Annotated in this window: 3 protein-coding genes; all 3 read left to right on the forward strand. The window is 48.4% G+C overall.

Annotated elements, in window-relative coordinates:
* Positions 1 to 117 precede the first annotated feature (117 nt).
* The 3 genes from KRX19_11430 (at position 118) to KRX19_11440 (ending at position 15,706) form a co-directional block, all read left to right on the forward strand.
* Positions 118 to 1,905 (forward strand): ShlB/FhaC/HecB family hemolysin secretion/activation protein, encoded by a 1,788-nt coding sequence (locus tag KRX19_11430; GenBank protein MBV7435631.1) that lies wholly within the window; start codon positions 118 to 120, stop codon positions 1,903 to 1,905.
* Positions 1,906 to 2,034: 129 nt separating this feature from the next.
* Positions 2,035 to 15,258 carry a filamentous hemagglutinin N-terminal domain-containing protein gene (locus KRX19_11435; GenBank protein MBV7435632.1) on the forward strand — a complete coding sequence of 4,408 codons (13,224 nt, stop codon included), beginning with the start codon at positions 2,035 to 2,037 and terminating at the stop codon, positions 15,256 to 15,258.
* 1 nt (position 15,259) lies between these two features.
* The gene (locus tag KRX19_11440) at positions 15,260 to 15,706 is read left to right on the forward strand and encodes a hypothetical protein (GenBank protein ID MBV7435633.1); all 447 of its coding nucleotides are present in this window, start codon (positions 15,260 to 15,262) and stop codon (positions 15,704 to 15,706) included.
* Positions 15,707 to 15,813 lie beyond the last annotated feature (107 nt).

A 15,813-nucleotide genomic window follows, 5' to 3' on the forward strand; every position in this document is an offset into this window, starting at 1 on the left:
AGTTAGTTTTTTGCGATAAATCATACATTATGTTATTATTGATCGGCATTCTTCCGTCCAACTGATTGCTTTATACTGAACAATAAGGTAGTTGGTGCAAAATATTCAAATAACATCATGACTACCTATCGCCTCCCCATACTCGCCTTATTAGCCATACCTTGTTTGGGTTGGTCTGCTGTACCTGCCTCGCAGTTACTTGATCAAGCCCAAAAACATCAAAATACGCTGATACAAAGCCATACATTTGAGCCATTTCAACCCACAGAATTGGACTTGGATGCTTTAAAGAAACCATCAGAACCCCCCACCAGTTCTGATGGTGAAAGTTGTCAACAGATAGCACAGATTGCCATCGATAACAGTGAAGTACCTTCTTTTAATGACTACTTGTTTCAAGCGGCGGCTGATGCAGGGTATACGGGTACTAAAAATAAAGCATCCAGCGTTTACAATCTGGCCGCGCCTTTGCCTTGTCTCAGTGTTGGCGATATGGAGAAGCTGGTAACTTCAGCACAGAACAATTTGATTGATGATGGCTGGGTAACGGCTCGTGTATTGATCCCTGAACAAAATATCAAGACCGGCAAACTGACTATTGCATTGTTGCCGGGTTTATTTAACCAGGTCACTGTTCCTCAAGATAATGCCGAGCAGAATAATATTCACCGTTTACGTACCGCGAATGCGCTACCTGTGACATCAGGTGAAGCTCTGAATCTGCGTGATATCGAACAGGGGCTGGAAAATTTCAGACGCCTGCCTACAGTTTCAGCGCAAATAGACATTGCTCCAGGTGAACAAATGGGAAGCAGTGATCTTGTTGTGCACTGGGCTCAAAAAAACATACCTTTACGTATTAGTATGGGGCTTGATAATGGTGGGTCGAAAGATACGGGAAAATACTTGGGCAGCATTCATGCTTCTTATGACAATCCACTGAGATTAAATGATATTTTTTCTCTTTCCTATACCCGTAATTTATTACCCGGTAGTAAAGAAACAGACATCAGTGGCCATAGCGATACCGGTGAAACAAACAACTATAGTTTGAGCTATTCACTACCTTATAAATACTGGTCTTTAGCCCTGGGTCATAGTCAATACTATTACGATCAGATCGTTGCGGGACAAACAAAAAACTACCACTACAGCGGTAAAAGCAAGCAATGGCAGGCTGATTTATCTTATGTTGCTTACCGTAACCAGCGTAGCAAGGTGACACTGACCGCTGGTCTATGGGCCAAGCGGAACTTTAACTTTGTCAACGACACGGAAGTAGGTGTACAGCGCAGACAAACAGGTGGCTGGCAAATCGGTGCCAGGCAATTGACCTATTTTCCGCAAGGCACCCTGAGTAGCGCCATCAATTACAAGCAAGGTGAACGCTGGTTTGGTGCAATACCTGCTCCGGAAGAAGTGTTTGATGAAGGCACCGCGAAAATGGGTATTGTGACTGTCGATGTAAATTGGAATATGCCTTTTCAAATCGCAAATCAGCAATTTGACTGGGACACTCAGTGGCACGGTCAATACAATACAACCAAATTGACACCTGTTGACAGATTGAGCATTGGTGGTCGTTATACTGTTCGGGGATTTGAAGGCGGGTTATCGCTATCAGCCGAAAGAGGCGGATATACGCAAAACAATATCGCATGGCATTATCTACCGAACCACCGGATTTATTTGGGGTTGGATGCGGGCTATGTAAGTGGCTCGACCGCCCGTCAGTTGCCCGGCAAGTACCTGATTGGCACAGCACTTGGCATTAAAGGCAGTCATAACTGGCATGGCAAGTGGGATTATGACGCCTACATTGGCAAAGCACTTGTCCAACCCGGTGGTTTTGAACCAGACAAATTGACAGTAGGTTTTTCCTTTAATTACCAACTTCCACTGTAACTGTACTTTTATCGTTCTTACCTTGTCAACGTATCGTGTCAGCAATCTAATTGCTGACACAAACTCCCACACCGCCCTTCTTCATTATCTATTGGAACCCAACATCGCACGCTTCTGCAGGACACATATATGAACCAGAAATGCCACAAAGTTATCTATAGCCGCTCACTCAACCGTATGGTTGTTGTCAGTGAAATCAGCAAGTCCCGCAGCAAGTGCGGTAGCCGTATAACAGGCAATACACGTTCACCTCAGTACGCGATGACATTATTACCTTTGGCGTGGCGTATGCTGCTCGCCCTCGGTGGAAGCTTGATGCTGGTACCGGCCGCCAATGCTTATATTATTGCCGATGAAAATGCGCCTAAAGATCACCAGCCACAAATCTTGTTGTTGGGTAATGACACCCCACAAATCGACATTCAAACACCATCAGCTGGTGGTGTGTCGCTCAACGAGTACAGCCAGTTCAATGTCGATAACAAAGGCGCTGTACTCAACAACAGTCGAAAAAATAGCGTATCGCATATAGCTGGCTGGGTACCTGGCAACCCTAACCTGATCAAAGGTGAAGCCAACGTTATAGTTAATCAGATCAACAGTAATGATCCAAGCAAACTCAATGGCTATATTGAAGTAGCCGGTCAGCGTGCGGACGTCATTATTGCCAATCCCGGCGGCATTACTGTCAATGGTGGTGGATTCATCAATAGTGCGCAGACCATCCTGAGTACAGGGACAGCCGAAATTCATGCCGGACAACTGCAAGGGCATGATATTCGCAGTGGTAAATTGCGTGTAGAAGGCAAAGGACTCGACGTCAGTCAAAGTGATTACACCACAGTTCTTGCCCAGCAGATCGAGCTCGATGGGCCGGTTTATGCCAATGATAAAAAGCTCGATGTCATTGCCGGTAGCAATCACGTCGATGCACATGGCAATATCCAGCCGCATAATACTGGCTCGGGTGGCAATTATTCGGCACTAGACAGCAGCAAACTTGGCGGTATGTATGCCAACAGTATCCGTCTGATCAGTACGGAAAAAGGCATTGGCATTAACCATGCTGGCCATATTGCGGCTTCTACCCTGACATTGGATACAGACGGTACGCTGCACAACAGTGGAACGATCGAAGGCAACAACCAAACCATCACCTTGCAAGGTCTGGATAACAGTGGGGCATTGACAGCCACAGGCAATCAATCCATTGCAACACACCAGTTGACCAACAGCGGCACTCTTGGTGCCGGCCAAATACAGCATATTGATACCCGATCTGTCGATAACAGCGGCAATATTCAGGCCGGTTCACTGCAACTGACAACGCAGCAGCTACAAAATAAAGGCTCAATCAGCCAGACCGGTAACGGGCTGTTTAATATGACAAGTGAAGGGCTGGATAACAGCGGCCATATTGGCAAGCCACAGCGTGGCTCATCAACCGCATCATCAGATACGACTACAGGTGTGGATCAGCAAGCAAATGAAAACGGCTGGTTACAAGTTGGCTCTGTGGCGCACAACAGCGGGCAAATTACAGCAAATGGCAGCATGTCGCTGAGTAGCAACAGCAACCTTGTAAATAGTGGTAGCCTTACACCTGACAAATTGACCTTCAACGGCCAAGCACTACGTAACAGCGGCACAATAAGTACTAAGCAAGCTCACTTGAATGGCACACAGCTTGATAACAGTGGCAATTTGGGTAGTCTGCAGTTCAAGAAGCTCCACTTCACTGAAATTGACAATTCCGGCAATATTTATGGCTCATCCAGTTATACGGTTGAAAGCGAAACCCTACAAAACAGTGGTGCTATCAATTCCTCATCAGGATTGCATATTGATGCGACCAGTAGTATTAACAATAGTGGTGTTCTATCAGCCAATAACACGCTCGGTATTAACTCACCAACACTCGATAATACCGAACAAGGCCAAATCAGTGGTGGCAGCTTAAACCTGACCGGTACAACACTCGACAATAAAGGCGTCATTGCACAAACAAATTCCGGTGCATTGAATATTGAAACGCCTGTTTTGCATAACAGCGGAAATGTGGGCGTAGCAGCCGGCACAGCAGCGGCAGGCAGTACCGGATCTGCTGCATCAACTGGCACTACAACTGCCAGTGTACCTGTTTCAATCGGTAGTGGCAGTACCGGACGCATACAGTATGGACAAATAGATAATGGAGGCAGCATTGTGGCTGCTGGCCCAACAAACCTCACTGTGACAGACGATCTCAGTAATACTGGCAGCATGAGCCTCAACCAGTTCAACTATCAAGCTGAAACGCTGACCAACCGTGGTTTCTTGCATGCCAACGAAGCAACAATCACCTCAAGTGCTCTGGATAACCGAGGTGGCACCTTATCGGCGGGGCGCTTTGTACCGTTGAAATTCACACGTAGCTTTGACAATACCAACGGACGAATTCAGTCTCAACAAGATCTCGACCTTACTGTTGGTATTTTGAATCACCAAGGTGTCGACTCATTAATTGCATCGCAATCAGATTTAAACTTGCATGCGACGAGCATCAGCAATGAAGGCAAGTTATACAGTGGCAAACACTTCACCCTAGATACCCGGTCAATTGAGAACAGTGGACTGATCCAGGCTGGCAAAGAGCTCAGTGCGACACTTGAAAGTATTGACAACAGTGGTGATATTCGTGCGGAAACACTGCATATTGATGTTAATAATCTGGAAAATACCGGTAATATCGCCCAAACAGGTACAGGCGACTTTGCCATCAGTACACATGATTTGTATAACCACAAAGATGCGGTACTGGGCAAACCGCTGGATCCGGCATCTACTGCCGGCGGCACTACAGGCACCCCGCCGGCAGCCACACCCCAAAGTGGCAGTGCCGGGAATTTAACTGTCCACGGCAATCTCGACAATAAAGGGCGACTAACGGCCAATGGTAACAGCAGCCTCGATGTAAGTGGCCAATTCAAGAATCTGGGCAGCATAGGTTTGCATGAATTGACAATGAGTCGTGCACACTTGAATAACGAAGGCACTATCTATGCCGATATCGCAGACTTGAGTGGCCAAACCTTGCACAACAGCGGCAAATTGCAAGCGGATCTGTTCAAGCGCTTCGACTACCAGAACCTGATTGACAATCAGGGCGTGATTGCCGGGCAACAAAATTTTGTCATCAACACTGCCCGCTTAAACAATACGGTGAAAGGACTGATTCACGGCGACAATGACCTCGAAGTCGACGCGCGCATGATAGACAACCTTGGGACGATTCATGCCAGCCATGACCTGCACCTTACCAGCGGTAATACCACGCTGGACAATCAAGGCCAGCTCGGCGCAGGAAATGCCTTGGATCTGGATAGCCGGAACATTGAAAACCACAAGGGCGCAATACTGACTGGCAAAGCAGTCACACTTAATAACCAAAGCCTGAACAATGCAGGTAATATTCAAGGCGCAACATTGGCATTGACCAACGAGCGCACAACCAACCAGGGCAATATTCTGTTTACCGGCAATGTCACCCTCGACAGTAGCACTTTTAATAATCCGGGACATATTGCCGCAGGTGGGCAGCTCGATGCAACGCTGAAAAATGCCAATAACAGCGGCACAATAGATGCCAAAGTGATGGATTTGACCGCCACTACACTGACCAACGAGGGCATCATCAATGCCCAAAAATCCCTGGATATTACTGCCGAACGTACTGTCAATAAAACCGGTGCCAGCATCCAAAGCCGCACCGGCGTACTGAACGTAGACAGCAAAACCCTCGAAAATCAGGGCGCGATGTTTGCCCGCACATGGAATGGTCAAGGCGATACACTAAGAAATCACGGAGATATCGCGGCAACAGAAACTTTGAGCTCGGCCTATAAAACCCTGCGCAATCAGGGCAACATTGTAGGCAATCAGCTCCAGCTGGAAGCCGACCAGATTGACAACAGCGGCCATATCCGCCAAACCGGCACCGCTACACTGGCACTGAACAGTACTAGACTGGATAACCTTGATCAGGCATTGATTGGCAAAGTGGCTGCGACTACCAGTGCTACTTCAACAGGAACAAGTGGTAGCGCAACTGCGGGAGTAGACGGGCATATCACCGCAGCCAACATCGTCAACCGTGGACAAGGCAGCATCAACAGCGCAGGCGAGTTGACCGTCAATACTGCACAAACGTTAAATAACGATGCCACCATCAGTGCTGAAAAACTGAACTTTAATGGCAAGACGCTGACCAACAGTGGCACGATTAACGTGACACAAGCGGCCATTGATGGCGAGCGTATCAACAACCACGCTATTCTTTATGCTGGGCAATTCAGCAATCTGACCCTGACCCAACTGGACAACCAGGGCACCCTTGGCAGCGAGCAGGCACTGGATGTCAATGCGACAACCCTCCATAACCTCGGAACCAACGCCAAACTGTTCTCTGCAAATGCACTGACTGTGAATAGTGAAACCCTGAATAATACAGGTACAGTCCAGGGTAAAAGCCTGACATTAAATAACCGGCAAACCACCAGAAATAGTGGAACATTACAAGCCGTCGATGATGCCGCTGTAAATACCACAACCCTAAACAACAATCATGGCAACATTTACAGTGGCAAAAATCTGGCAATTACTGCGACCATGACCAGCAACAGCGGCAATCTTGAAGCAAAAGCAAAACTGGTTCTTGATAGCGATAATCTGGCCAATAGCGGTAACATTCATGCTACTGACAGCAATATTCATATTGCTGACCTGCTTGATAATCAAGCTGGTGGTACCATCACCGCAGAGCACACCCAGCAAATTGAATCAGCCAATCTCGATAACACAGGCAAAATTGCCGCTACGGACAAAGTTGAACTGTCAACCGGCAAACTCGATAACCGTGGAGAACTGATCAGTCAAGATCTCGGTATTACAGCGGCATCATTGCAAAACAGTGGCAGCATCACCCAGACCGGCAATGCCGACCTGACTTTACATACCGCCGAACTGATTAACAAAAATGGCGGCGCGATACTCAGCGGTGGCAGCCGTACTACAGCGACTACCCCGACACCGGGCACAGCCGGTTCGACGGCCACAGTAGGCACCCACACCCTCGATATTACAGACCGTATCACCAACAGTGGCTCTATCAGTACCGGCGGCAATATCGAACTCGATGTCAGCCAGCACATCGACAACGCAGGCAAACTGCGTATGGACGCGCTCAACATCACACCGGCGCTCAAATGGACATTGCATGACAGCAGTGACATTGCGGTCAACAGTGCCAAATTTTCCCTCCCTGAAACTGTGCTGAATGGTCATCTCAGTACGAAAACGCTGGATGTCGACAGTCAGCGCTTCACCAACCTGGGCACACTGAGCTATAACCATGCCGACTGGCATAATGTCACTGACTGGACCAACAGCGGAAAGCTCAGCACCACAGAAGATCTCGTATTTGATCACATCGCATTTGCCAATACCATCGGCGCCAGTATAAAAACCAGCGGCAAGTTCATCTTCAGTGGCGACGTACTCAATAATGCCGGTAGTCTGCTCGCCGGTGGTGATCAGACCATTACCACACCCGAACTCAATAACAGCGGTATCATTGCTACCAATGCCACCCAGCACTGGAATATCGCCACACTGAACAACCAAAGTGGCGGCGAGATCGACGCGGCAACACTTGATTGGCAGCTGACCAATTTGAATAACCATGGTGCCATCTTCCATACAGGAGGGGGCGCATTGCGTATCGAGGCTAAAGACCTCGTTAACGGCGAAGCAATACTCGGACACAGCAGTGTCACACTGCCGAATCAGGCGGCAAGTCTCAATCCTGCAACCCCATCAACACCAGCTACAGGTACAACACCTGCAACGCCCATAAACAGCCTTATTCACGTCGCAGAAACACTGACTAACCAGGGGCAAAGCGGACAGAAAGCGGCCATTGTCAGCAATCAGGATGTCTCGCTCGACCTCGGTCACACACTGACCAACCGTCATGGCGGGCAAATTCAACTGCAACAGCTCGACCATCACGGTAAAAGCCTGACCACAGAACATGGCAGTACTATCGATGCTGACCACCTCAATCTCGACATCGACCATTTGAACAATGCAGGCGAGCTACTGACCAGCAATGACCTGACCCTGCACAATTTGAGTACCTTTACCAACAGCGGCACCATCGGGACCCTTGCAGCACTCAATATCGATCACAACGGTACACTGCAAAACAGTGGTGCAATCAAAGCGGCACAGCTTGATCTCAATACCACCACACTTGCCAACCTCAGCGGCGGTAACATTCAAAGTGCCGGTGAAGCCAATATCACCACGCAAAACGGACTGAAAAACAGAGGAAAAATTGCCGCACAGCAGCTCAACCTTAAAATCCCTTCTCTTGATAACAGTGGGCATATCTTTGCCCACAATAACTATACGCAGTCCTTAACCGGATACATCAATAACTCCGGTACCTTAAGCGGTGGCAATACCCTGAGTTTCAATCATGCACCACTGTCCAATAGAGGCAATATTTATGCCTATGATCTGAGCATTACCACGCCGCAGTTCAGCAACTCGGGAACAATCAGTGCACAGCACAACCTCTACATAAAGCGCCCCGGAAGCTGGCAGGTCAGCGGCAATATTACTGCCGGCAACCAACTGCACTTTGACATTGGCGGCGCACTGTATAACACATCAACCTTCGGTGGCGTCAATGAAACGCGCATTGATGCAAGCAGCATCAGCAACAGTGGTCGTATTCTTTCTGAAAGGCATATCAATCTGCATGCTGGTTCGCTCAGCAACACTGGCTTGATCAATAGTAGCGGAACAACCGAACTCGACATCAATGGTACACTCGACAATAGCGGAAGCGGCCGTATTTACGGTGATCGTGTACAGATTAACGCCTATAACCTGAATAATACTGCAAGAAGCTGGGCTGCTCCGGTCATCGCTGGACGTTACAGTGTCCAGATTGAAGCCAACAACGTACGTAATACTGCACCATATATGGGTAACAATGCCGTTGGGGCATTGATCAAAAGTGATGGCAGTATGAGTATCAGCGGACGTTGGGGCCGTGCATCACAAATCCTCAACAGAGGCTCGACCATCGAATCTCGTGGCAGCATGAGCCTTGCTGCAAACAGCATACGCAATGAGAACGTGTATATCCGTACGGAAATGCAGCAAAAAAGTAGCAAACAAAAGCTTACTTATCAAAAAATTCGCGAGAATGGGCGTGTTCCATATGGTGAGATATATGATAGTGAAGAGCACGACATTTATATCCAAAAAGGTGGTGATCAGGAGCTGGTTATAGATGGTGTACCGGGAATAGAAGACTTTGTCATTTACGACTATCAAGAAACAATATTTGAAGACAGAGCAGTAGAGACTCAACCCGGACATATTACCGTCGGAGGTAATCTTCATGTAGATAGCGCTTCGGCAGTCAATGACAAAAGCAAGATATTGGTTGCAGGTACGATCAATAATGGTGGCAAAGATATTCATAATGAAGATCTTAAAGGTAGTAGAAAGACGTTAGTAGACGGACAATTTGTCGACAAAGTTGTTAAAGCTTGTGGTTTCTTGGGAGGCGATCATTGCAACAGATGGGGGAAATGGCAGCCGTACCAATTTGAAAAAGATGAAAGCGACGTCACTATTCCGCTCACCCAAACAGAAGAACACGCCGTCGTCTCTTATAGCGGACAGCGCGCTGCGTCCAGTGGCATCAGTGCATCGGGGCGTAGTGGCAGTGTCGACGCGGGATTCAAAACACTGAACAAGGTAGACGTCAGCCTGCCGCAAAACAGCCTTTACAAAGTCGATCCGAATGACCCACTTGCACTGGTGCATATTGATCCCGATTACATTGGGGGCGTCATCGCCGACTTCAAACCCGGTATTACGCCCGAACAGCGTAATCGCGAACACGACAGCGGTAATATTGGTACCGATGCAACAGCTGTTGCTAACGGTAATCAAGCCAACCTACAAAAAGTTGATGATGCAGCAACGCCTAAGACTACTGCCGAACGCCTCGATGCAATCAGCGTCGATATAGGCAGCCGTAAAGACAACCTGCTAGCCGACCTCGACAATCGCTTCAACCAGCAAGTCAATCCGGACTCGGCCTATCAAAGCGGTGTCACCTTTGGCGTTGATCAGGCCAAGATAGACCTCGCCGCACCATATGTACCGGCTTTGCTCAAAGATAATCCGGCGCTGACAGAAAGCATGCACAAACGTATTGGCGATATGTACACCGAGATGCAGCTCATCCAGGATCAGGTTGGAGACCTCACTGGCCGTAAAATATTCAACGATGGCACAGCTGTTGAGGAATACAAAGCCCTACTCGACAGTGGCGCGCACTTTGCCCAACAGTTCAATTTGAAGCCGGGCGTCGAACTGACAGCCGAACAAATGGCCAGTCTCACCGATGATCTGGTTTGGTACGTCAACCGTGATGTCACCTTGCCGGACGGCAGTGTGCAAACCGTCAGTGTTCCCAAAGTCTATCTGCGCCCACAAAAAGGCGATATCGATGGTCGTTACACTTACATCAGTGCCGATCACATCATAGATGACAGCAAAACAGGTCATCTCAAAAATGATGCCATTTACAATGGTCGCAAGAGCATACAGATCAATAATGCCGGCGTTACCAACCGGGGTACCATCAGCGCCGGTAGACTCTACAGCAACAACAGCGCCACCTTCGATAACACCGGTGGACAAGTCACCGCCCGCCACGTTCTCGACATTAATGCCGGCAATATCGTCGGACAAAGCACCACCCGCAACGACAAATACCAAATTGGTATCGGCGAACACAGCACGACCACCATTGACCGCCAGTCCAGCTTTATCCTCGACAATGGCGGCGAAGGGGAAGCAGGCTATCTCAACTTGCACGCCAAAAACACCAATACCCAGAACGGCAGTGCGATCATCAACCGCAACAAGGACAGCGCCACTTTTGTCAGTGGTGATAAAGGCGTGATCCTCGGCACCGTCAGTACAGAAGAGACCCACAATCACGACGCGGACTCCCGCCATTACAACCATGAAAGTACGCGTACCGACAACGGCACGGTGATCCAAGGTCAAGGTAACGTTACCGTTTCCTCCATTGCCGGTAAAGTAGATGCGACTGCTGCACAAATCGACAGTGCCAACGGCAAAACCACCGTCTACGGTGCTAAAGGTGTCGACATCAAAAACGGCTGGCGAGACGACGGCCTGGCTTACGCGACAACCAATATACGGAAAAAGTTATTCAATACTACACGTACTGCCGACCAGCACGACGAGCAAAGCCATCAGGCTATTGCCAGCAACGTCACCGGCAAAACCGTCGATATCATTGCGGGTGATATTCAACAAGACGGCACTGTCACAGGCAATGCCGATATCACTCTGACCGGCAGTAACGTCGTATCCGATCATGGCACCCTTCTTAAGGCCGGCCATGACATCACCCTGAACAGTGCAGAAAATACCTATAGCATTGACCATCAACAGCAGTCCACCAAAAGCGGTTTAATGGGCGCCGGCTTTGGTATTTTCTATGGCACTCGTAACCAAAATAACGATACAACGCAAAAAGGCACGGTTTACAGTGCAGGTATGGTGGGTGCACTTGATGGTAACGTCATAATTAATGCAGGAAAACATTACCAAAACAACGGTAACCTTGTTCATGCTGGCAGAGGAGATGAACAACTTACCCGTGAACAATGGGAGGCACTCAGCACCGAAGATAAACTGCGTGCGGGTAACGTCTTCATTGTTGGACAAAGTGGTGAAGAAACAGGCCTGATCAATACCCATCATCAGGAAAGCCATCTGCGCAGCAAGCAGGAAGGTCTTACCCTCAGTATCGGTGGACAAGTCGTCAGTGGCATACAAAGCGTCAAAAGTAATCTTGATCGCCTCGACAGCGGCAATAGCCGTGTTGCCGCCATGTCAGCGGCCAACAGCGCCTGGAGTGCCTATAATACTTATCAGGCTGTGCAAGGTGGCAGTGATGGCGACACCATCAACATCCGCCTAACCTATGGCAGTAGTCAAAGTAGCAGTGATCAGGTGCAAAACAGTCAAGGCATTCAAGCCGCACAGACCACCGCTGCCGGCACCGTCAACTACCTGATTCGCGGTCAAGGTGAAGAAAGCACGCTCAACATCATCGGCTCAGACAGTGGCGGGCGTTTCGGTACCAACTTCGACGTCGAAGGCAAAAAGCACTTCAAAGCACTTGAGCTCAATCACGACGCCAGCAGCCGCAATAAAAGCAGCGGAGCTGATGCCGGTATTGGCGCCAGCTATAGCAGACAAAGCAATAGTGCATCATTTGGTGGTACAGGCAGCTTCCACTACGGCAAAGGCTACAGTGAAGAACAAACCACCACTTACCGCAATACCCACATCGGTAGTGCCGAGGGATTACTCAACCTCGGCGACGGCAAAACCACCCTCGAAGGTGCTCAAGGTTTCGGTTACCGCATCATCGGCAATACCAAAGACCTCACCATCATCAGCCTGCAAAACAGCGGGCGTAGCAAGGCCGAGCAATTTAACGTCAGCGCCACAGCTACTTATGGCTACGGTGGTGGGTCGGCCAGCGGCGACATCAGCTACCAAACAGCCAAAGGCAGCATGCAGAGCATCAGTGCAGACAGCGGACAAAGAGACGCACTGGGTGGCGCCAATGCGAATAGTAGCAAAGCAGGTCAACTCGGCGCACATATAGCCGATGATGATCAACGCGCCAACATCAATCAGGCGCTACACAGTGGGCAAAGCGGTCTCTTTGCCGGAGATGGCGGTTACGGCATAAACAATACCGGTACAACCACACTTGATGGCGGCATCATCACCAGCAGCGCTGTTGCAGAAGCCGAAGGCAGAAACAGCTTCATCACCGACCGCCTCCTGCTCAAGGATCTGGATAACCACAGCAAACTGGAAGCCAAGGGCATCAGCCTTGGTGGCAGCGTTGTCACAGGCGGTGGATTTGGTAAAAGCGCTGGTGTCGGCAAAGAAGGACACGACGAACGCGGCACCACCTACGCCAGTATCAACACAGCAAACATCACCATAAGGGACGAAGCCGGACAACAACAGCTAAGCGGGCAAAGTGTCGCGGAAACCATTGCCCGAGCCAACCGTAATATCACCACGGAAACCGCGAAAGCCAACAGTGGCGCGACCGGGCAAAGCATTGCTACAGAAGGTGCCATGGCCGCGGTCGGTGAAGAGATGGAAGTGACCAGGGAATTTGCTCCGCATGCAGCGCAAAGCGTTGCCTATGTCAGCGACAAACTGGCCCACAGTGAAGAATACAACAAAGCAAGACTGGCCGCACTAGCAGCAGAAAGTATCCTGGCTAAGCCAGACATCAGCCCGGCCAAAAGAGAAAGTGCACGAAATGACCTAAGTAATGCGCAAGCCATCATGAACCAATACCAAGGTGCACAGGATCTTTGGGGTGAAGGCGGTATAGCCAGAGCAGGACTCCATGGGATATCCGGTGTTATCGTCGGGGGGGATGTTGCCGGGGGCATAGGTGCCGCCGCATCATCACTTACCGCACCGACAATCACCAAACTCAAAGAAGGCAGAGGTGTCATAGGTGGAACACTCATTGACTTTGGTGCAGGTGGTTTGATCGGTGCACTCAGTGGTGATTACACCGGTGCTGTTACCGGTGCCAATACGGATTGGTATAACCGCCAGTTGCATCGTGCAGAAATTGATCGTATCAATGAAACAGCTGATGAATATGCCCGAGAAAATGGTATCAGTAGAGATCAGGCAGTAAAAGAATTAATTTTTACCGCAGCAATGCAGGTTGATAAAAAGAATAATGAACTACTTAGTGGAGAGCTAAGTAACGAAGAGTATCGACGTGCACAGCAATGGTTGGGTACCCATGGCCAAGGAAGCATTATTTTTAATAGTGATGGCAGTGCCAGTGCACAAACCTACTTCTCAGCTACAGAGGAACAGTGGAAAAACAGCTTCACCAACCTCAGCCATATCAGTACTGGATCACCAATCAACTTCATGGATATGGTGGACAATAAAGCAGCTTCTATCATCAGCAACGCTGCATGGGATAGCTCAGGAAGATACGGTGGCGGTAAAACTTCAGCTAAAAACATCATTGCCCAGTATGGTTATGAAGAAGAAAATCTGAGGCAACTAGGGCAGGATGCAAAAGCACTGATCCCACTGCTTAATAAGGAAACAGACCGTAACCTTGCAGCATTGCATGCGCTGCGCCAATCCAATCCGGATATCAGTGAAGAAGCGCTACAAAACAGCAAACCGTATAAACGACTGCAAGAATTGCATAGCAGTATCAAAGCCACTGCGAATGTCCTCAACGACAAAGACTTCGTGACCCCGCTGTTTAAAGACGATCCTGATTTCCAGCGCGGCAAAGACATTGCGGATATGACCTTGCTAAAAGCAGCAATTGGCTTGAGCAGCAACCGTAGTGCGGGTAATGCGGTAAAAGCTGGAAATATTCGGGTTAAAGCACAACCGGATGCTAGGCCGGATGGGAGTGGCATGATTGCTCAGCGTGGGCAATTCACACTCTTTGAAGACGGCCGTGTTGTTAATAGTAATGGTACAAAATATGCATTTGCCGGCTATGATGGCGATAAGAATATCGTCTATGCTTATGAAAGTAGCAAATCTAGTTACGTGCGGATTAATAGTGATGGAGGTTTGGATCGTTTAACCTCGAGCGAGGTTCCTGCAAAATTTAGAACATCATCTTTTACCTACGGAAATGCAAACCCACAGAAGCCGCAGAAACAGCGGCCCAATTATGATTGGATAGATGAGCACCGTAATTCGAATGCGGTACCGGGGTTTATAGGCGAAAAAGCACACAGTGAAAACACCTATTTTGTAAATGAAGTACAATGGCAAGCGCCGCATAACGGTACCAGTTTAGAATACAAAGTGTATCAGCAGAATATTAATCTAGATGCGAGACCGCGACTGTCTGATGGAGATTTGAGTACCAATGCAGAATTGATGCATGCTGGCAAAGCGCCGTTTGTCCTCAAAAATGGTAAGTATGAACAAGTTCAACTGCACCACTCGCGCCAAAATGGGCAGGGCGCATTATTTGAATTGACAGAATCGACACATAACGCAAAAAAAGGAACTGGTCGTGAAGCACTGCACCCTTACGGGAATAGTGTACACCCAGAGTATCCTGTGAATCGTGAGTTATTTGATAAAGATAGAAAGCAGTACTGGAAAGATCGGCTTAATCAGTTAAAAGGAGGAAAATAATATGAACCCAAAAGAACAGATAGAGAAACTGTTGTCTAAACAAGTTTTGCCTGTGATTGAAAAAAATGAGGAGAAAAGAAAAAAAACACAAGAAATCTTACGATCTCTCGGAGTAAGAGAAGGCTCGCAATTTTATGAGCTGTACTCAAAATACTTTCTAAGACATTTAGATTGCCGTGATGGAACTCCTGAAATTATTGATCCTCTCCCTGAAAGTTTTGAAAGAAAAACAGTATTGACTCGTGAAGTCTGGGAGCTACCTGAAAACTACATTCTCTTCACTACAGGTGAAGGAGAGGGTGGTTATCTGTACGAAACTGAAGAAGAGAAAGTCTGGGATTTTTATCTCATTTGCCGAGAAGAGCTGTTTGAAGGAACCTTGCCGCATTGGGACAGCTTTTATGAGTTTATGGTGTGGTATCTGACCGTAGAAGATGATGAAGAATAACCTCCGTTAAATAACATACCACAGTAACGGTAATATAAATTCTATCTCGACACATACCGACTATCCTCGCCTTGTAGAGCGAAAGCCATCAGGGCTACCAGTCAGGA

It is taken from the genome of Cardiobacteriaceae bacterium TAE3-ERU3 (genome assembly GCA_019218315.1).
Taxonomy (GTDB): domain Bacteria; phylum Pseudomonadota; class Gammaproteobacteria; order Cardiobacteriales; family Cardiobacteriaceae; genus JAHUUI01.